The organism is Thermobaculum sp. T2p (assembly GCF_059335935.1).
The window spans coordinates 12835-34247 of the sequence record NZ_JANZYQ010000007.1 but is presented as its reverse complement, the minus strand read 5'-3'; the positions used below and the strand labels follow the sequence as shown (position 1 = coordinate 34247).

At 59.7% G+C, this 21413-nt stretch carries 11 protein-coding genes; 9 read left to right on the top strand and 2 right to left on the bottom strand.

What is annotated here, in order from left to right; genetic code table 11:
• Position 1: 1 nt before the first annotated feature.
• The 6 genes from N2245_RS03515 (at position 2) to N2245_RS03490 (ending at position 10324) form a co-directional block, all read left to right on the top strand.
• Entirely contained in the window at positions 2-1930 is a 1929-nt protein-coding gene (locus tag N2245_RS03515) for a hypothetical protein (protein WP_494535348.1), read from the top strand.
• Positions 1930-4194: a hypothetical protein gene (locus N2245_RS03510; protein ID WP_494535347.1), complete on the top strand. Its 2265-nt coding sequence runs from the start codon at positions 1930-1932 to the stop codon at positions 4192-4194. Before N2245_RS03515 ends, N2245_RS03510 begins: the two co-directional genes overlap by 1 nt.
• Complete coding sequence (locus tag N2245_RS03505; RefSeq protein WP_494535346.1) at positions 4191-5672, top strand: hypothetical protein; 1482 nt, start codon at positions 4191-4193, stop codon at positions 5670-5672. The genes N2245_RS03510 and N2245_RS03505 overlap by 4 nt, the downstream gene beginning before the upstream one ends.
• Positions 5673-5675: 3 nt before the next feature.
• Positions 5676-9161, top strand: coding sequence for a Swt1 family HEPN domain-containing protein (locus N2245_RS03500; RefSeq protein WP_494535345.1), 3486 nt, complete (start codon positions 5676-5678; stop codon positions 9159-9161).
• Between the two features lie 45 nt (positions 9162-9206).
• Positions 9207-9419 (top strand): hypothetical protein, encoded by a 213-nt coding sequence (locus tag N2245_RS03495; protein ID WP_494535344.1) that lies wholly within the window; start codon positions 9207-9209, stop codon positions 9417-9419.
• A 695-nt stretch (positions 9420-10114) separates the two neighbouring features.
• Positions 10115-10324: a hypothetical protein gene (locus N2245_RS03490; RefSeq protein ID WP_494535343.1), complete on the top strand. Its 210-nt coding sequence runs from the start codon at positions 10115-10117 to the stop codon at positions 10322-10324.
• A gap of 560 nt (positions 10325-10884) precedes the next feature.
• Here the strand turns inward: N2245_RS03490 and N2245_RS03485 are convergent.
• A complete protein-coding gene (locus N2245_RS03485) occupies positions 10885-11628 on the bottom strand; it encodes a tyrosine-protein phosphatase (RefSeq protein WP_494535342.1) in 744 nt (247 codons plus the stop codon).
• A gap of 86 nt (positions 11629-11714) precedes the next feature.
• Between N2245_RS03485 and N2245_RS03480 the strand changes: the two genes are divergently transcribed.
• Entirely contained in the window at positions 11715-12686 is a 972-nt protein-coding gene (locus N2245_RS03480; protein ID WP_494535341.1) for a proline iminopeptidase-family hydrolase, read from the top strand.
• A 33-nt stretch (positions 12687-12719) separates the two neighbouring features.
• Here N2245_RS03480 and chrA read toward each other — a convergent pair whose 3' ends face one another.
• The gene (gene chrA, locus N2245_RS03475) at positions 12720-13886 is read right to left on the bottom strand and encodes a chromate efflux transporter (RefSeq protein WP_494535340.1); all 1167 of its coding nucleotides are present in this window, start codon (positions 13884-13886) and stop codon (positions 12720-12722) included.
• Between the two features lie 191 nt (positions 13887-14077).
• Here chrA and N2245_RS03470 point away from each other — a divergent pair, with 191 nt between their 5' ends.
• Positions 14078-16057, top strand: a complete 1980-nt coding sequence (locus N2245_RS03470) for an NHL repeat-containing protein (protein WP_494535339.1) — start codon at positions 14078-14080, stop codon at positions 16055-16057.
• A 253-nt stretch (positions 16058-16310) separates the two neighbouring features.
• The gene (locus tag N2245_RS03465) at positions 16311-21407 is read left to right on the top strand and encodes a DEAD/DEAH box helicase (RefSeq protein ID WP_494535338.1); all 5097 of its coding nucleotides are present in this window, start codon (positions 16311-16313) and stop codon (positions 21405-21407) included.
• The last annotated feature ends 6 nt before the right edge of the window (positions 21408-21413 follow it).

Below are 21413 nucleotides of genomic sequence, written 5' to 3'. Positions count from 1 at the left end.
GATGCGATTGACGTTATTCACGGCCATACTGGTACAGGACTCAGCCTTGACAGTATCGGGGCTAGACAGAGAGGGCAGTGCCGATCATCCTTTCACGCTGGTTGACGGTGTTCCCACACTTGTCGGCCGTGGCCTCAAGGGGGCTGCCGTCGCTATGGCTAAGCGGTTCTTTGATCCCTTGCCTCGCGCGGTCTCGGACGATATCAAACACGGTGCGCTTCGCCGATCAGTGTGGGAATTTGCGAACGCAACACCGATGGATTCGGATGTGATCCCGCGCCTTCGTGCAGGTGTCGGTATTCGGCACAAGACTGGCGCCCGCGCGAAAGGCGTGCTCTACGATCGCGAAGTCATCCCCGCAGGGACGAAATGGGCTCTCCATTTTCGAGTCGACTGGTCCTACGCGGAGAACGAGAACGAAGCCAGAGAAGCCGAGGGCATCCTTGGCTACGTGCTGGCCGAGCACTGGGCGAAGGGACGCTGCTGGCTAGGAGGCGATGTGGCGCGCGGCCTTGGCTGGTGCCACTTGGAAGATCTGAAGGTCTATCGCCTCGACGAATCGAGTTATGAACGCTGGGTGCAGTCAGACCGCAAGGAGCTTCCTCCGCCCCTTGAGACAGTGCCGACCGTCGAACCGACTCGCTCGTGGTGTTTCCGCACACTCGATGTGGAATTAGTTTTCGGCGAATACCAACCGAATCCAGGCGAGCCTGCATGGGGGCTTGACATGCTCGCCATTGGCCCGCACGACGCAGAAGGCATGGTCCAACCAACTGGCGATGGTACCTGGGCAAAGCCATCCTGGGTTGCTTCAGAGACGCCGGCCCCAGAGGCAATATTCACCGATCGCCCAATCCTGATGGATGGCCCTCGGCCGCTGATTCCCGGCGCGAGCGTGCGCGGCCCGTTACGACACGCTTTCTCCCGTGCAGAACGAGCGGCAGGCCGCCGCGTTGAAGATCCGCACCTGGTGCAAGGAAATGTCGGAGACGACGACCCTGCCGGTCAGGCATTCGGCACGGTGAACAGGAGCAGCCGCATCCTCATCCGCGACGCCCACGCCGAAGGCGAGTGGGCGGCGGCCAAGCTGCATATGCATGCGGAGGACGAATTCTCCGCAGGCTCTTACGGCACCGCCAAGCGCGACGCCGTGCGCCTGCTCAAAGGCGTCTTTCCGGTACGTATCGTGGTGGAGGGGCCTACTCCGCAGGAGGTCGAACCGCTGGTCGAATTGATCGATCGCCAGATAGCACTGGGGGCGCTGGGACACTTGCCTATCGGCGGCCACAAGACGCGCGGATCGGGGTGGGGGCAATGGCGGTCTAAAGGTTGGCGTATTGACGACGTAAAAGCAACGAGAACCTGGACGCCTTCTGAGATGTCACAGCAGGCGACTCATGAGAATGCGCACGGAATGCGGGATTTTCTCGATGCGCCAGAGCCTGAGGATGCTTGTGTTCGCATTGAATCCGGAACGGTGAGTGCTGTTCAGTTCACACTTGGTGAGGCTGTCAGCTTGGCGAGGAATGCGCTTCGAAATAAGACACTCATTGCATGGTGGTGTGACCCTTCGATCGATCTCAATGTCAGCCAACCCCCGGAGACGTTCGGTACCACTTGGCCGGGCGCTGACCCACTGCAGGTGGACGAGGTAGCATTCTACGCTAAGCAGGAGGACGAGACTAAGCACGCTGTTTGGCGCGCTGTGCGCACTTCCAGCGGCGCGCGATGGGTGCTTATCGAGGAAGTTGCCCCTGATACCTCCGATGGCAAAAAGGTCAAGGTCGTCCACGTACCCGCACGTCTGCACGGCTTCAAGCGCTTCTCGGCAGCTAACACCGGGCGCGGGAAGGTGTTGCTGCGTCAATGGTATGAGGGGGATGAGATACTCGGCTTTACGATTGAGCAAATCGCTCAGGAGGCAGACTGATGTCAGAGAAACCTTATTGCATTCGCGTTCGCGTACTCGATGGTAAACCTCGCGACATAAAGGCTCTCAACAAACTAAAGAGCAATCAGCTTGGGATGCCGCATCTGGACATCATCAACGCCAAAGATGGAATCGAGCTGATCATTTGCGCGGCGAAGGAGACGCATCTCGCTCAAGTACGCGAAAAACTCCGCGCTGCCGGTCTTGAGGAGATCGAAGGGGGTGATACCACTATCACAGCGCCCGCGTCCACGACGCCTACGCCTCGAAGCATGCGTCAAGGCGGCCCTCAACAACGCAACCAGGCGCAAGGCGGACGGCAAAAGCCTGATCGCGGGTCACCAGCGCAATCAGACCTTCGTAAAAAGCCATACGGCTTTGTCTCCCTACCCGATAATTTCAAAAGCGCCGCTCCCATCTGGCACGACGGAACGAGCAGCAAGGAGCATCTCTCCGGTGAGATACGCTTTGAATTGGAGACGCTCACGCCACTCCTGGTCGGCTGGGAACGTGGAATCGTCGGCGATAGCGAGGCCGAGTGGCCGGTTCCAAACAGCCTGGACGGGGCTGGTCAGCTCACGGCCAACAAGGTCGTGCTTTGTCCACTACGCGCGCCATGGGGAAAGGGTCCGGTTATTATCCCTGGCGATACGCTTAAAGGTCTGCTCCGGCACGAGCTGGGAGCGCTTCTTGGCGCGCCGATGGAGCGCGTGGCGGAGCGCTCGTACTCGTATCGGCCGAACGCTATGTACCCGCGCGAGCTCGCGAACCGCTTCTTGGTTCCGCGGCTCGCGCGTGTGCCGAAAGACGGCGTCGAGATGAAGGCGCTCGACGACCAGACGCAGGTGCGCGTTCCGACGAAGCTCGAGCTACTTCCGACCAACCTTCGTTACGACAAGAGGTTCGAGCAGACTTCGAACTACTACCGATTCGACGACCCAAACGGCGCGCCCTACCGTGGGGGGCTGGGAGCAGGCGAGAGGCTCAACTCGAAGCGAAACCTGCACAAGAAACTGGCCGCGAATCCCGACACGGCGACCGAGACCGTCGAGGTCCCGAACGTCGTGCAGGAGGGCTACCTCGCGACACTACGTCATCTCATTGATCTCAACCATGGCCACTTCTCAGCACGGCATCCCGACGTCCCCAGTGTGGTAGATGGTGAGGCGGCGCGCAAGCGAATCCTCGAGGCAGCACAAAATGAGGTGTTCCAGCCCGGTGACATGATCTGGGTAGAATGGGACACCGAGAAAAAGCAGATTGTCTCCTTTGGCTGGCACTACTACTACCGCTGGGCATACGTGGACACAGTGCGCCGGGACGCAGATGCTCCAAATGGCGAACGGCACGGCCTTTTCCCGCTCGACAAGGAGCGGCAGAAGGATAGCGACGGCGCTCCGAAGGAACTCTCGCCGGTGCGGCGGCTTTTCGGCTACACCGGCGACAACGAGGGCAGTGCCGGGATCGGCGAGGATGATTACGCACAGCTCATGGGCCGCGTCTCGATCAACGCCGCCCTAGAGGTTGTAGGCGACGATGAAAGTGATGAGCAGCGCTTTCTGCCGCCAACCTTCCTCAAGGAGCTGGGCATGCCGCGGCCGAGCGCGGTTGAGTTCTATTTGCAGCAGCCTTACTATCCCAACTCCCGCCCTTGGGATCAGGCAACACTGGTGACGTACGGCGATGCTGCTGGATATGACAAACCAGGCGAGCTCGCTGGTCGCAAGTTCTACTTCGATCGACCGGACGCCTACACGGGTGAGCCGTGGAAGGATGACTCGCCTGACAATCGTGCTAACGAGAGAAGCACCTTAGCTTTGGAGGCCTCAAAGCCCGGACGAAGGTTCCGCTTTACTCTGCGCTTCCGCGATCTAGATCCGGCCGAGCTGGCAGCTGTGCTCGTTGCGCTCAGCCCCAACCAGTTCAAGGACATACTTGGTGGTACGCACCCCGACGGCTACTGCACGAAGCTCGGCTACGCGCGTCCGCTCGGTTGGGGCAGCGTGCGTATCGAGGCCAAGCAGCTCCTGCTGCTCGACGAAGTGGGCGACACGCCAACGCTGAAGCCCGAGGCCGACCTCGTTGCCTGGGTGAGACAGCATTACCAAAGGACGGTGACACAGAATGAGTGGCTCGCCATTCATCGGCACAAGCATCCTGACGCAGCCGACTATCCGAGGCAAAACGGTCAAATATACACCTTCCACACGAATCTTCGTGCTCAACATTCGCGCAAGCGTCGGTATCGCGAGGGTAGACGATGACCAAATTACTCATCACGACCACTGGTCAGACCGACGTTCAGCTAGTCATAAACGGCGTCAGAAAAGAACTCGATGCCAAGACGTGTGGGAAGCTTCATGACGAGATTAAGAAGCGGCGGTGGACGGTCGTGGATGCTCCGGCCCAAAAGGACAATCAGCGTGCATCGGAGCTGCCCGATGGCGATTTAAGCCTTTGTACGCCGAAACTCGACGCAGTGCTCAAATACTTTGAGGCTAAGCTCCCCTCCGCCGCGCTTCTCCTCGAGACCCGCCGCACGATCGACAGCGATCCGCGATTTGCAGGTGCAGTGCTCGAGCAACGGCTACGTGACAAGGGTGTTTCCGAGATACAACGTCATGCCTTTCTCGAGGATCAGGAAACGCTCGAGGATCAAACAAACGATGTAGATGCTGTCGTCCGAGGAAGCGTCGTCCTTTCTCTGTCACGGGCTATCGCGAGTGCGGTTGAGCAAGTGAAGCCTAATGAGATCATTGTGGCAACAACCGGCGGACTGGCGGCAGCGAACGCGGTGATCGAGGAGCTGGCCCGCTTGTATGCGGAGGCCAATGAAGCCACAGTAAAAGTACTGGAAGTGCCGGATGCTGCAATCGCCAACCAGATCGACCGCGCTGTGGAAGAGAAATTCCACCCCGCAGCGGGCATACGCGCCCGCTGGCAAGCGCTGTCACTCATCCAGAAGGGAAACCTGCTTGCTGCTTGGGGCGCCGTGAGTCACCTCGAAAACCAGCCGGGGCAGGACTGGACGAAGGTCGTGCGCTGGCTGGCCGACTTCGCCGCCTCCCTACCCCTCGCGAACGAGTGCGACATCGAAGTTCTTAAGCATTCGAAGATGGCTGTTCGCGTCGCTCTCCGTGTCGAGTTGGCGCTCCGTGCCAGAGATGTTCCGCGTGCAGTACATGGTACCGTGGCATTCTTCGAGTCGGCGCTATGGGACCATCTGCTTGAACGCTTCAAACGAACATGCAAGAAACAGAGGGGATTGGACGTACTTCGTCCCAAAGAGGGCGCTAAAGTGCCAGAAGGCGAGAAGCTTCTACGTAACGACGCGACCGATGAGGAAGACAAGCGGAATTGTCCTTTCGAGCGGTTGGATGACGGCACATATCTTTTTTTCGAGGATGGTGCCGGTCGCTTCGCTAAGTACTACTTGGAAAGTCAGCCTCTCAAGAAGCTTGTTGACGCCATCGGCAAGGTGAAGTATCTTCGCAACGATGTCGCCCATAATGAGCCGACACCTGAACTTATGAAAAGTGCCCGTGAAAAAATGCAGGACGCGAAATTATGGTCAGAAGACGATCCACCCCAGTTTCTGAAGCAGCCCCTTGTCCAAGCAGTGCTGACGGAACTCGGTGTGGAAGAACCGGATCTGTTATGCGAGAGGTTATTGGAAACAGTCCGAGCTCGTCTGCTTCTTTCGCCACAATCAGCAAGCGATGCCAAGAAGGAGGAGAACTAACCCATGGCCATGACCAATCGAGATCGAGTAGGAAAGGCGCTCGAGCTTCTGCGCGAGGGGCTGGCGCCTTACGTTGAGCGCGAAGTACAGGAGGCCGTGCGGGCAGGGGCGGTGAACATGGAGACGGTGCGCCGCTTTGCCGAGGATCCGCTGCTGAAGAATAAGCTCATCACCGAGTGGGACGCGGCGAGTCTCCTCAAGCTGATGTGGGAAAGTTGGAACGACGTCTTCCGCAAGACGCTGGGATTTGCCGAACGGTCGCTGGTGAGCGAGCTGCGGGAGTGGCGCAATCGCTGGGCGCATCAGGAAACGTTCTCGAGCGACGACGCCGACCGCGCGCTCGACTCGGCAGAGCGGTTGCTGGCCGCACTCTCAGCACCCCAGGCGGAAGAGGTGCGCCGGCTCAAATTGGAACTCCGTCGGCAGGTGTACGACGAGCAAGTGCGCAGCGAGAAGCGACGGCTGGGCGGCTCGCTGATCGAAAGCAGCGCCACCAGTAGCCTCAAGCCCTGGCGCGAAGTGGCCGTTCCACATCCCGACGTGACCAGCGGCCGCTACCAGCAGGCAGAATTCGCCGCCGACCTGTGGCAGGTGTACCTGGGCGAAGGCAGCGATGAATATCGTGACCCGGAGGAGTTCTTCCGGCGCACCTACCTCACCGAGAGCCTGCGACAGCTCTTGGCCAACGCTATCCTGCGGCTGACCGGCCAGGGGGGCGACCCCGTGGTGCAACTGCAGACCAATTTCGGCGGGGGCAAGACGCACTCCATGCTGGCACTCTTCCATCTGACTTCGGGGAGGTCGCTGGACGATCTGCCGGGCGTGGAGGGGGCGGTGGAGGAAGCCAGGCGTCGCGTGGCTGGGTACGCGGGCCTCTGGCCCGCACAAGGCGGACGAGACGTCCGCGCACCCAGGAGGGAAAACTACCAATCCGGTGGCGTACTCGAGGAGGGCGTGGGTATGCAAGATGCGCGCGTTCCCAAGGTACTTTCCGTCAAGCGGGTGGTGCTCGTGGGCAACCGTCTTTCGCCGGGCAATCCTTTGCGCAAGCCCGACGGCACCGAGGTGCGCACGCTGTGGGGCGAGCTGGCCTGGCAACTGGGCGGGCGCGAGGCCTACGAGCGCATCCGCGCCGACGACGAGCGCGCCACCAACCCCGGCGATCGCCTGCGCGAACTGTTCCGTGACTATGGACCCTGCCTTGTTCTCATTGACGAGTGGGTAGCCTACGCCCGCCAGCTCCACGACGCGGCCGATTTGCCAGGCGGTTCGTTCGAGACGCAGTTTTCCTTTGCGCAAGCGCTCACCGAATCGGCGCGGGCGGTCAGTCATTGCCTGGTAGTGGTCAGCTTACCAGCGTCGGAAGGGCCGGGATCACCCCAAGCCGAAGATGTCGAGGTAGGTGGCCTGCGAGGGCGGGAGGCCCTGCATCGCCTGCAAAATGTGATCGGTCGGGTGGAGTCGTCGTGGCGCCCCGCCTCAGCCGAAGAATCCTTCGAGATCGTGCGGCGGCGGCTGTTTCAGCCCTTCACTGAGAATGAACAGTACAAAACCCGCGATGTGGTGGCGCGCGCCTTTGCCGAGCTTTACCGTACGCAGGCCGGGGAATTCCCATCCGAATGCGCAGAGCGCGCCTACGAAGAGCGGCTCAAAGCGGCTTATCCCATTCATCCGGAGGTGTTCGAGCGGCTCTATACTGACTGGTCCACGCTGCTCAAGTTTCAGCGCACGCGGGGAGTGCTGCGGCTCATGGCGGCGGTGATTCACTCGCTGTGGGAAAAGGGCGACCGCAGCCCGCTCATCCTACCGGCCACGCTGCCGATGGACGATCCGCGCGTGCAGTTCGAGCTGACGCGTTACCTGCCCGACAACTGGGCACCGATTCTCGAGAAGGATGTGGATGGGCCGGACGCCCTGTCCGTCCGGCTTGATCGCGACCACCCGAATCTGGGCAGGTACTCGGCGTGCCGACGGGTGGCGCGCACGATCTTCCTGGGTTCGGCGCCGGTGACGAGCGCGCCCCACAAAGGGCTCGAAGATCGCCGCGTCAAGTTGGGCTGCGCCTTTCCCGGCGAGCCAGTGGCGGTCTTCGGGGATGCCCTACGCCGGCTGGCCAGCGAAGCCACCTACCTCTACCATGACGGCACGCGCTACTGGTACGCCACGCAGCCGACGGTCACCAAGCTAGCCGAGGACCGCGCCGAGCAGCTCAAGCGCGACCCGGACAAGGTGCAGAGCGAAATCGAGAAGCGGGTGCGGCAGGCGCTGCGCGAGCGCGGCGATTTCTACGGGGTGCATGCCTTTCCGCAGTCTGGCGCTGACGTGCCCGATGGGCTGGAAACCCGGCTGGTAGTGTTGGGCCCAGCAACGCCGCATGCCAGAGGCAATCCGGACAGTGCCGCTCTCCGCAAAGCAAAAGATATTCTGGAAATGCGCGGCTCTGCGCCGCGGCTCTATCGCAACGCCCTCGTTTTCCTGGCGCCGGACGAGACCCGGCTTTCGGATCTGGAGGAGGCTGTGCGGCTCTACCTAGCCTGGGAGTCCATCCTCAGTGATCGAGAGGCGCTGAACCTGGATCCGCAGCAGGTCCGCCAGGCGGAGACCCGAAAGCAGTCAGCTGACAAAACAGTGGAGGCGCGCCTGCCGGAAACCTACTCCTGGCTGCTGGTGCCCGTCCAGCAGGACGCACAGGGGCGGCCGGACCCGATCGCGACGGTGACCTTCGAGGCTCTCCGCCTGCAAGGAGAGGATTCGCTCGCAGTACGAGCCAGCAAACGCCTGCGCCGCGACGAACTCCTACTTGTGAGCCTTGCCGGCACGCGCCTGCGCATGGAGCTCGACCGTGTCCCACTCTGGCGAGGCGATCATGTAGAAGTGCGGCAGCTGGTGGAGGATTTCGCTCGCTATGTGTACCTGCCGCGCCTGAAAGAGCCGGCGGTGCTTGTACGCGCTGTGCGCGACGGGGTGAGCCTGCTCACCTGGGAACAAGAAGGCTTTGCCTATGCCGACAGCTACGACGAGGCCACGGGGCGCTACCGGGGCTTGCGCTACAGTCAGAACCTCTCCCTGTCAGACTCGGACCCTCAGGGGCTCCTCGTCAAACCCGAGGCCGCACGACGCCAGATCGAAGAGGAGCAACAAACCGTCCCAGCTACAACAGGAGCAGTGCCCAGCGTTACGGCGGGAGGGACTGCCCCTGCCGGGGGAGGGCCTACCCCCCATACACCTGAGGAGTCACTCAGCACCACCAACCCACCCAAGCGCTTCCATGGCAGTGTGGTGCTGAGTCCCCTTCGCCTCGGGGCAGAGGCAGGACGCATCGCCGAAGAGGTTCTCGCGCATCTCTCGTCGCTTCCGGGCGCCCAAGTCTCGGTGACCCTGGAGATCCAAGTCACGGTTCCCGACGGTGTGCCTGATCAGGTCGTCCGCGTCGTGACGGAAAACTGCCGGACGCTGAAGTTCACTAGCCACGGCTTCGAGCAGGAGTGATGGCACCTGCCCATCATTGGGACGGAATCCATAGGGCAACCATAAATGTTGCCCTATGGATTCCAGTACATATCATATTTTTGTCTTTCGGTCGCATTGGAGGAAATCCGACAGCACGGCTACGTGCTTACTCCTAACCGCTACGCTGGCGCCGAGACCCAGCAGGACGACGAGCAGTTCGAGGAAAAGCAATTCCCTTGGCAATATTCCATGTTTGGCTCGATGTGTATAGGGTCGGTGCTAATTCAGAAGCTGTGACCTCTAGGCCAACGGTTTACTACCGGACGGGAGGGAGCCATCGGCGCTGTGCACTACAGCGAGAAGCTATGCTAGAATAATGTTTTCTACATCGCCCACACCCTCGGCACACTGGGCGACAAGGTTGAGCTCAACGGGCAGATGAACGAGACGCTAGAGCAAATGACGCGGGCGCTCTTCAACGCGTAGTTCGTGGACTTCGAGTCCGTCCACACCAGATGAGAGGTGGCTAGAAGCGCGACAATTCCTGCCAGGCCTTCACCCTAACCCTACTATCTCTCCCTCGACCACCTGTTGGACTCCGAATTGATAGAGATCCCAGATGGGTGTGACAGCATCGCTCTGAATATAACCTATATTGAGCTAGAACGTACACTAAAGCGATTAGGATCTCGAAACCAAGAAATTCAACCTTAGGAAGAGCGAGATCTGGTTCTGAAAGCTCCGCCCACACTCCACGGGGTCACACGAGACATATAGCTCACCGGCTTGGATTACCCCAGATGCATTCCCCTCGCCTGACAAAACCATGTACGGCTACAGGCCCATGCAGTCCACTGACGAGCGAGCAGGGTCTTCTGCAACAAGCCCAGCGGCTTAGCGATGAATTACCTAGGTCTGTTACACGAACTCAAAACAGCACTAGCAACCTACACCAAGAGTAGTGACGCTGTACAGACCACCATCGAGTAGGAATGTGCGATGCCGATGATGCAGGAGAAGTACGGGATCTGCTAAGATATCTGCTCTGGCGTTGCAGCACGACGTGGCGCTGGCTAGCCGCGATGATGTGGACTTCTTTCAGGCCGTGGCTGCATCGCTCACCAAGCGGGCGCCGGAGGGAGTCCCTTCCCCTGGAAACTAGTGATCGTGCAGTCAAAGTCTTAGGCGACGAGACGCTCTGAACCATCGCGCGGCAGCTGGTCGCAATCGCACGAAATAACGTGACCATCGGCTGGACTCTGCACGAGAACGTGTGGGCATAGTTGCGTGTGTCGGTCAAATGGATTCTTCGCAAGTATTGCTACCTGCCGAACAAGCAAGATAGGACGATCCAGAGGTGCTAGAGCAGGCAGAACTGCTGTCAAAGATATAGGCTTCAGCGTGATCGGTTAGAAATTTCTTCCCAGTAGGAATCGACGATATGATCAACTCGAGATTCGTCTTCTGAGAAGTACGTCCGCAACGCCCATTAGTGATCATCTATCCAGCAGGAATCACTCCTACCTGGTCAGGACGCAGGTCCGCATGGAACCTGAGACCGCAGCAGCTAAGCGGCTAGCTGCGCCGTCCGCAGCACCTTCTCTGGGTCAGAAACAAGCCACTAGCTTCTAGAAAGAGCAAGCTGCCCGGCCTCAACACGCCATCTTGCAAAGAGATCCCACGTGGTAGCGCCATGGTCAGAGGACTCCGTCTGACCATGGCGGATAGGGTAAATGGCAGCCACTGATAGAAGGTCTCAGGACTAGGTAGTCAGGAGCCTGGCGCGTATGCGCTCTATCTCCTCTTCGGAGATGCCTACCTGCCGCAGATACTCTATCGGTCCACCGTAGCGCTCGTCCATATATTCGAGGACCTCGAGCATGACCTCCTTGGTGGGCATGTACTTGGCCAGCTCGCGCTCCCGCTCTTCCCGCTTGTTGGGCTCGCTCTCCAACCACTCCTCCCACTCCGGCGCGAGGCACTCCTGCGTGAGCGCGTAGTCGGCAGCTATCGTTTCGCGATCCACTCCGGCCACCTCGAGAAGAAGCGCGGAGATCAGGCCCGTACGGTCCTTACCCCCCATGCAGTGAAACAGCACCGCCCCTTCGGACGCGTAGGCGATCAGTCTCATCACCTGGGCGACCGAGGCGCCGAAGGTGTCCAGCATCCACTTGTAGTCGTTAGCCAGGGTCGTGAAGTCCTGCCTGGGAGCAGAGGGATCTATGAACGATACGTTGTGGTATCTCACCCCGTGCTCGCCTTCCTTTGCGAACGGGTTGGGGTGTAGTCTGACCTCCTCGGGCATGCGCAGATCTATCACTGTGCGCACTCCATAGTCTAGCAGGGCCTTCCTGCCAGCTTCAGTCAGACGAGCGAGGTTGTCTGCTCTGATCACGGCTCCCCAACGGGTCTCCCCGCCGTAGCAGCTGCTGTAGCCTCCCAGATCCCTGACGTTGAGGCAACCTTCCCATCCAAGCACGCGAACTCTCTCCTCACCTATCGCCATGATCAACTCTCCTCACACAGCTTACAACTCCCATGATTCCATGATATCATGACCTACAATCTTCATCGGTAAGGAGACTTAGGCAGATGGCAGAGATCCAGCCCATAACCCCCTACTTGGACTATCGAGGCAGGGACGACGTCCTCTCCGGGGGCGTCAAGCTCATCCCTATAGACACTCCCAAGGGCCGGTTCAAGGTCTGGACTAAGCGGGTCGGCAACTCCCCCTCGATGCGCCTATTGCTGCTGCACGGCGGTCCTGGTGCCACCCACGAGTACTTCGAAGCTTTCGACTCCTACCTGCCCGCCGCCGGTATCGAGTACTACTACTACGATCAGCTAGGATCTTTCTACAGCGACCAGCCGGACGACCCCGACCTATGGGAAGTACAGCGCTTCGTGGAGGAGGTGGAGCAGGTGAGGAGGACCTTGGGGCTAGACAGAGACAACTTCTATCTCTTGGGGCACTCCTGGGGAGGCATCCTCGCTATGGAGTACGCCCTCCGCTATCAGGAGCACATCAAAGGGCTCATCATCTCCAACATGATGGCCTCTATCCCTGCGTACAACGAGTACGCCCACAACGTGCTCATGCCGGCGATGGATCAGGAGGCACTGGCAGAGATCCAACGCTACGAGTCGGAGGGGGACTACGAGAACCCGCGGTACATGGAGCTGTTGATGCAGCACCACTACGTGTACCACGTCCTCCGCATGCCCTTAGAGGAGTGGCCCGACCCCGTCAACCGGGCGTTCGCGCACATCAACCCCAAGATATACGTCCCCATGCAGGGCCCGAGCGAGCTGGGAGCTAGCGGCAAGCTCGAGAGATGGGACCGCACGGCGGACCTGGGAAGGATAGAGGTCCCGACGCTGGTCATAGGCGCCCAGCACGACACTATGGACCCAGAGCATATGAGGTGGATGGCTACCCAGATCCCACAGGCACGCTACCTGCACTGTCCCAACGGCAGCCATATGGCAATGTACGACGATCAGGAGATCTACTGCTACGGGTTGATAGAGTTCATCCTGGACGTCGACACCGGCCGGTTCTAGCACCCGTCAACCAGACCCATCTCGTGGGCTGGCTCAAGTGCCCAGCAGATGGGCCGCCAGCCCCAAGAGCCCTCCCCCCAGCACGAGCCAGGCGGAGTTTACGCGCCAGCGGATCAACATCACCGCCGCGCCCAAGGCCATAGCAGCAGTCAGGGGATCCACTACTGCCGAACGCCCTAGCTCCAAAACGACGGCCGCCATCAGTCCCACGGCAGCCACGTTCACGCCATCGAGCAGGCCACGCATCCAAGGGGATTGCCGTAGCTTAGGGATTATCGGGTTGGTGATGGCCACGAACACGAACCCCGGCAGGAATATACCCACGGTGGCCAACAACGCCCCAGGCACTCCGCCCAGTACATAGCCGATGAAGGTGGCAGTAGTGAACACCGGGCCAGGTGTTACCTGCCCCACGGCCACGGCGTCCAGCAGCTGAGCATTGGTCAGCCACCCTAGACGCTCCACGAAGTCGTTGCGCAGGAATGCCAGCAGCACGTAGCCACTACCGTAGAGCACCGCACCTATCTTGAGGAAAGTCAGGAACAAGCCCGCTAGACTGAAGGTCGTACCCGAGGAGATGACCACCGGCAACCAAACGAGGGGCATCACCCCCAGCGTCGCGCGACGCAGCTCCCACAACCGTCGAGAGTTCTCGATCACCATCACGAGCAAGCCCGCGCCAAACATAAGGGCTATCTCGTTGACCCCCAGCAGGTACAGCGCTACCACCGCAACGCCCAACACCGCCAGCAGAGGGCTCTTGATCGCTGTACGTGCGAGCCCCCATAACGCCTGCAGCACCACCGCGATGATCAACGGCTTGATGCCGTACAGCAACCAAGCCGCCTGAGGGGTAGTGCCCCAGCGGACGTAGACCCAGGCTATCGCCAGGACTACCAGCATCGCCGGGAGTATGAAGGCCACGCCCCCCACTATCAGGCCGGGCCAGCCGGCTCGCCTGTACCCCAGATGGATCGCCATCTCCGTGGAGTTGGGACCAGGGATGAGGTTGGTGGCGCCTAGCAGGTCCAGGAACTCCTGGTCTGTCAACCAACAACGCCGCGTTACCACCTCGTCCCGCATCATCGCTATGTGGGCCGCTGGTCCCCCAAACGCTACGCAGCCCAGCTTGAAGAACAGGCGGGCGACCTCCAAGATTACTCCGCGGCGGTCACTCCTCGCCACCTCCGTCGCGGCCAAGCCTTACCTCCTAGCCGGTCAGTTTACAGGTCACGCTATTATCCCATACATGTATGGTGTACGCACATTCCAATAATGTGTATTACAAATATTGCATAATTGCTATATTTATAATACAATAGTAGTCGACAGGAGGGTCTGCGGCCGCAGAGTAGTCGCAGTAACATCAAGGAGGAGAGCATGGCAGGCAATTGGAGGGCACCAAGAGGCTTACTCGTAGAGAGTTCCTCAGGTTCATCCCCGCCACCGGGCTGGCTCTAGGATTCCTTCCGGGTACATCGATCTTAGCCAAGGGGCGGCCATCACACCCCAAGGGAAGGCGTAGGCGCAGGGCGCTGGCGCCCAACGAAAACTACACGACCTCCTGGCTGGGCAACACCTTCAGTGGGGCCGACAACAAATGGGTCCAGGACTACATCGATGAGATGGAGGTATCCCCCGATGGTGCGGTATACACTGCTGCGGCATGGGATGAGGCAGGCAGATGCTGTGGAGTTTATAAGGACGGCGACGTCAACTCCAAGCTCATCCAGCAGTACAACGGCCAGGGAGGGCACACAGCTTGGGGCTGGGGAACCGCCGGGGAAAGCGTGGCCATAGACGACCAGAAGATATACCTCATTAACACCTCGGGAGAGCTGGTGACATTCGACCGGGCGAATCTCTCCTATCTATCTACTCATCAGATAGGAGAGGCCGTGGGTGCTACCGTCAAGGGGAGCGAGCTGTACGTCGTGCGCCAGGACGGTACCATCGACATCTACGATAAGGTCACTTTAGACCACCTGCACTCTTTCCAGGTGGATGGAGCGAGGGACCTGGCGATCGACGATCAGGGCAACATCTGGGTGCTGGCAGGCGACCAAATCCAGGGGTACAACTATGATGGCAATCCCCTGGGCATGCAGATCCCCGACCCGGGTAGGCCTAGGGCTTTGTCCATCGACCACGTAGGTCGCCTGGTGGTGGCCGACAATGGTCCAAGGCAGCAGGTGCTGTTCTACGAGCTCTATCCGCAGCCCAGGCTGGTGCAGACCTTTGGAGATGAGGGAGGACTGGCTTCTGGAAGGCCGGGGGAGGTCACTCCGTCCAAGCTGTTCAACCTGGCGGGAGCGGGCACCGACTCTCAGGGCAACCTGTACGTCGGGCTCAGCGGCGGCCTATGGGACGGCACGATCATACGCAAGTACGGCACTCAGGGCGATCTGCAGTGGGAGGTGATGGGGCTCCATTTCCTAGACCTAGTGGCAGTCGACCCCAGGTCCGACGGGGCACACGTGTACGGCGCTGAGGAGCACTACATACTTGACCTGGACGCGCCACCGGGAAGGGAATGGAAGCTCAAGGGCTACACCCTGGACCCGATAGCACAGGCGGACGATCCTCGCGCGAGCTCAGAGGACGTTACCGTGCATGTGGCCTTTGCGCGCAGGGTGAATAACCAGCTACTACTTTTCATGAACGCTCAGCTAAACAGTCCCATCTATGTGTACAGACCGAAGCCCCACACCGAGTTCTTCACCCTGGCGTACACCTATGAGAGGCAGCTGGACGGATGGGGCACGTTCGCCGACTCCCAGGGTGCTATCTGGGAGTCCGGGAGCAACAAGGTGGCCAGAACCCCGATCGTCGGATGGGACGATCAAGGCAACCCAGTGTATGGAACTCCCATGGTATGGGAGGTGCCCACGCCTTATGAAGTCGTGCAATGGGTCAACTATATCCCCGAGACCGATACTCTGTATGTGGCCGGCTATACTCCTGACAAGCAGGAGGAGACCTGGGGCATCATAGGCAAGGTCATGTCCCGATTCGATGGCTGGCTAGCAGGCAACAGAACCCCTACCTGGACCATAGACGTGCCACACGACTTCAGAGAGGATGCCGACCCGAGGGTGATCATCAAGTCCGCCTACGTGGAGGGCGACTTCATTTTCATGCACGGTGTGTTCACTGCGGGCAGGGTGTGGATCTATAAGGCAGAAGATGGCACGTTCTTCCAGTACTTGGTACCGGGCGACACAGTGGGAGGCCCAGGACCAATAGGGTGGGGAGATATGGTCAACTCCATCAACGCCTACAGGCGACGCAACGGAGAGTACCTGGTGTTCGTCGAGGAGGATTATCGCGCTAAAGTGCTGATGTATCGCTGGCGACCTAACTATAGCTGAACTCACCCCACACTACCCCATACTCCTGCACCCTGGGGCGGCCTAGGCCGCCCCAGAGCCATATACCCTTTATTCACAGGGTCTCCACAGGCTTCGAGCTAGCTCCTCGGCTCTTGAAAGGGCTGTGCCTTCGTCGCTTACCCAAGACCAAAATTGAGAAGTGGTATCTTACAATCCAGATATATTTATTTATACAATCTTCCACTAGTCTTATAATAGGTAATCGTTCTACTCTAAGCTTGGGGAAAGTTGCATGGACATATTCGCGCTAAGAGACCAGATAATCGATAACTACCAGCGCTACTATAAAAGCCTGATCAAGATCCAAGACGCGTGGATCGAGCGGTTCGTGCAACAGGAGCTTGACAAGGGCTTGGTGTGGCCAGATGCAGTCCTGCAACTCAACCCTTCGTACGAGCCGGCCCACACCCTAGAGGAGTTGGCCCAGCAGGGGATCATCACCTCGGAGACGGCACGATTCTTTGATCCCCAACTCAGGTTGTATCACCATCAGGAGGCAGCGGTCCACAAAGCGGCTAGAGGAGAGTCTTATGTGGTGAGCACCGGCACGGGTTCCGGGAAATCCATGACCTACCTAGTCCCCATAGTGGATTACATATTCAGGCATAATCCCCAGGAACGCTCAGTGAGGGCCGTGATCATCTACCCCATGAACGCCCTGGTGAACAGCCAGTTGGAGGCCCTTAGACGCTTTAAGAACAGATGGCCCGATTGCCCTGTGACCTTCGCCAGATACACAGGACAGGAGAGCGAGGAGGACCGCAACGGGATCATCAACAACCCTCCCCACATCCTGCTGACCAACTACGTGATGCTGGAGTACATGCTGCTGCGACCGCAGGAGAGGCCTATACTAAGCCGGACCACATCTCAATTGGGGTTTATAGTAGTGGACGAGCTCCACTACTACCGGGGTAGGCAGGGAGCGGATGTGGCTATGCTGCTGCGGAGGCTAAGGGCCAAGAGCGCGAGGGACATCACGTTCATAGGCACCTCTGCCACACTGACCACCAGCGGCAGCCGCGCCGAGCGCAGGGAACAGATAGCCCAGATAGGAGCCCGCATCTTCGGCGTCAAACTAGGGCAGGACGCGGTGATAGAGGAGAAGCTGCAGCGCATAGCCCTCTCTTCGGTACCTCGCACCCAGCAGGAGCTGGTCGAGGCTGTGCTGTCACCTACGCCACCAGCGGAAGAGGCCAGTGTGCGTGCTCATCCCCTCACCGCCTGGGTGGAGCACGCCTTCGGCATCAGGGAGGAAGAGGAAGGCTGGCTCGTGCGGCGCGAGCCCAGGAGCTATCAGGATGGTCTGCAAGAGCTGAGTAGGAGCTCGGGGCTGCCCGAAGATCAGTGCAACAGGCAGCTCAAGGCGTTGCTGGACGCCGGCAGCAGCGCGCAGACCCCGTCGGGTGATCCCGTGCTCGCGTTCCGCCTACACCAGTTCTTATCATCCGGTAAGACGCTCTATGGTCCCATAATGCCTCCCTCTACCAGGCTGCAGCACCTCACTTTCGATGGTCAGCAAAGATCCCCAAGGGATCCGCAGGTAGCCCTGTTCCCTATGGTCTTCTGCCGGGAATGCGGCCAGGAGTACTATATGGTCACCAAGCTGTCCTCGAGCGCTGCTGGTGAGCTGGAGCTTAGGCAGCGCTCGCCCAGGCTACTGCCGATCACCAGTGAGGAGGAAGAGGACGGCGAGGAAGGTTATGTCGCCATAGCGAACGACGAGCTGTGGAGCGGGCACGAGGAGGACCTGCCCGATGAGTGGCTCGAGGATGGTCCATACGGACCGAGACTCAAGTCCAGCTACAGGAAATACAAGCCTCAGCGGATATGGATTCACCCAAACGGTAATGGGTATAAGCTGGAGGGGCTCGATGACGCCATGGCCTGCTGGTTCATCCCCAGACCCTTCGTGCTGTGCCTGCGCTGCATGACGACGTTCGACCCCAGGGAGGGTGACTTCGCCAAGCTGTCCACTCTGAGCCAGGTGGGGAGGTCCACCGCCACCACCATCCTTACGAGCGACGCCGTGCTCTACATGGCTGACTTGGGAGAGGAGCCAGAGGCCCAGAAGATCCTCAGCTTCACCGACGTTCGTCAGGATGCCTCGCTGCAGGCAGGCCACCTCAACGACTTCGCCCAATTAGTCACAGTGCGCGGAGCCTTACTGAGGGCGCTGGAGCAGCACGGTCGTCTGGAGGCTTCAGATCTTGGGCGAAGGATCTTCGAGGCCCTGGACCTCCAGCCAGAGGAGTTCATGAGGAGCGAGGCCCAAACACAGACCGCTTACTCAAGAGCTCGGGATGCGATGATTAACCTACTGCAGTACCTGGCGCTCACCGACCTGCGATCTGGCTGGCGCTTGTCCCTGCCTAATCTGGAGCAGTGCGGGCTGGTCAGGATCACCTACAGGGACCTCGAAGGGATCAGTGGGGAGGAGCAGGCCTGGCAAGGACTGCCTTTCTTCGAGGAAGCATCTCCCCAAGAGCGGCAGGCGGTGCTGCGCCACGTCCTGGACTACCTGCGCCAGAGATTGGTCATTCGCTCCGACCACCTCCAACGCGAATGGCTGCGCAGCAAGCTCTGCACCAACACCACAGAGTACCTGAAGGACAACTGGGCGCTGACCCCCGAGGATATCTACATTACATCCAAGATCGCCCTGCTGCCGGGCGCTCAGGTGCCCAAGTCCGGAGAGAACGGCAGAGACACCATAAGCCTAGGCGCGCGATCGAAGGTGGGCAAGTACCTACGGAATAAGGTGGGCAATCACCTGGAGGTCGAGGAGCTCGAGGGGGTGATAAAACAGCTATGCCTCCAGCTGGACGGCAGCCTGTTCTACGTCCTCAAGTCGGGTGGCGAGCCCTGGGGCGTCATGATTAACCTGGACCAGCTCCTGTGGGAGCCCGGCGATGGCACTCCGCCCTCACCCAATCCCATAAACCAGAAATCAGTGCACAAGGTGCGCACAGAGCATCTCAAGGAGCGCACAAGCAACTACTTTACCCACCTATACAAGCAACGTGCCCAGAGCATGAAGAAGATTCGCGCCGGCGAACACACCGGACAGGTGGACCCGGAGCGGAGGCGCCTGAGAGAGGACCAGTTCAGAAGAGGTGAGCTGCCCATCCTGTACTGCTCGCCCACCATGGAGCTGGGCATAGACATAGCGGATCTGTCGGCGGTGCATATGCGCAACGTGCCACCCACTCCCGCCAACTATGCTCAGCGCAGCGGACGTGCCGGCCGAGGGGGCAAACCAGCCCTCATCCTCACATTCAGCAGCGAGGGCAATCCGCACGATGCCTTCTTCTTCCGCAGGAAGGACAGGATGATCCACGGTGCGGTGCTGCCCCCGAGGATCGACCTCTCGAACCAGAAGCTGATCGAGTCCCACATCCACTCCATATGGCTGAGCACGATACAGGTGGGCTTGGGCAAGAGCATAGGTGACGTGCTCAACATAGAGCAGGAGGGTTACCCCATACAAGCACAGCTGTGGGAGGACATAGAGCGTCTCACGCGTAACCACCTGGAGGAGATAGTGCGCACAGCCAAGAAGATGGTGGAGCACACTCCAGATGCCCCTCCAGAATGGTTCAAAGAGGACTGGATACGGGACATAGTTATCAACTCTCCACAGGCATTTGACAGGGCTTTCGACCGCTGGAGAGATCTGTACGGCACAGCCCAGAGGCAGCTGCAGGAGGCTCTAACCAAACAGAGCTTCCCAAGGTTGAGCAAGAAAGAGAGGGATAAACTGGAGAGACAGCAGAGGGAGGCCAATCGCGAGATCGATCTGCTGCTCAACCAGGCCGAAGAAGAAGACATGTCCGAGTTCTACCCCTACAGGTACCTGGCCTCCGAGGGCTTCATCCCATCCTACAGCTTCCCCAACCTGCCGGTGCGGGCCCTTGTACGCACCGAGGACAAGTTCCAGGTTATAGAGAGGCGCAAGAGCCTGGGAATCACGGAATTCGGACCGCTCACCTTTATCTACCACGAAGGGAAGAAGCACAGAGTGAGGTACTGCTTTGTACCAGCAGGAGGTATAGAGAGGTACATCAGCAGGGTCCTGGTCTGCAAGGCCTGCGGCTACCTATACGACACGGAGGTGGACACCAGGCAGGTCTGCCAGCAATGTGGTACTCTCCTGGACGGCACCAGCTCGCAGCTCATCGACCATTTCATGGAGCAGCCCACTGTGCGGACGGTGCCCGAGAGCCACATAAGCTCCTCGGAAGAGTACAGGGTCAGGAGAAACTTCCACGTGGAGACCTACTACCAGGTCGCCGAGGACAAACGATCGCAAAGGTTCATCGTGAAGGACAGGAACGGCGATACCCTCTTGGAGCTACAGCACATCCCGCAGGGCGAGATCTATAGAGTCAATATGGGATCCACCCCGCGGAGAAGGGAGCAGGGCTTCAGGATAGATAGCCTCTCCGGTGAGTGGCAGCCACCCGACGACAACGGTCACCAGAGCGAGCAGAGGGGCAACTTGATCACCGGCGTGCACCCGTATGTGCGCAGCACCAGCGACATCCTCCTAGTGGCTCCCTCGGCACAGGAGGACGCGAACGAGGTCCGGATGTACACGCTGGGCACGGTCCTTCACAGAGCCATACAGATCCACTACGAGCTGGAGGAGGAAGAGCTAGGGCTGAGCTTCATTGGGCAGCAGGAGCACTCCAAGATCCTGCTGTACGACCCCTCCGACGTTGGGGCAGGTGTGTGGGAGCGCCTGCTGAGCTCGCAGGAGGACCTGCGAGCGGTTGCCAGGCTGGCGCTGGAGATTTGCCACTACGACCCCGATACGGGAGTTGAGATACCAGAGTGGGTCAAGCGCTGTGCCTTGGCGTGCTACGACTGTCTGCTGAGCTACGGCAACCAGCAGTATCACCACATGCTGGACCGAAGGAAGGTGCGCCAGACCCTCCTGGCGCTCGCGGGCAGCACGGTCGAGCCCGTGGGCGCCGTGTCCCGGGAAGAGCAGTACAGGCAGCTGCTGCAGGTAGCAGACTCCGAGCTGGAGGGGCAGTTCCTTACCTACCTGTACAAACATGGCTTCAGGCTGCCCGACCACGCGCAGTACAGGCCTTCCCGCGACGTCTACGTCCAGGCGGACTTCTACTACGACCGTGAGGGGATACCTGGGATATGCGTGTTCGTTGATGGGCCGCATCATGACAAGCCCGAGCAGGCTCAAAAGGACGCCCAAGTAAGGGCCCAGCTGCGGGACCTGGGCTATGCAGTGGTGACCATCAGGTACGATCGCCCCATGAGCGAGCAGATAGAGGACTACCCAGAAGTATTCGGCAGAGGATAAATACCC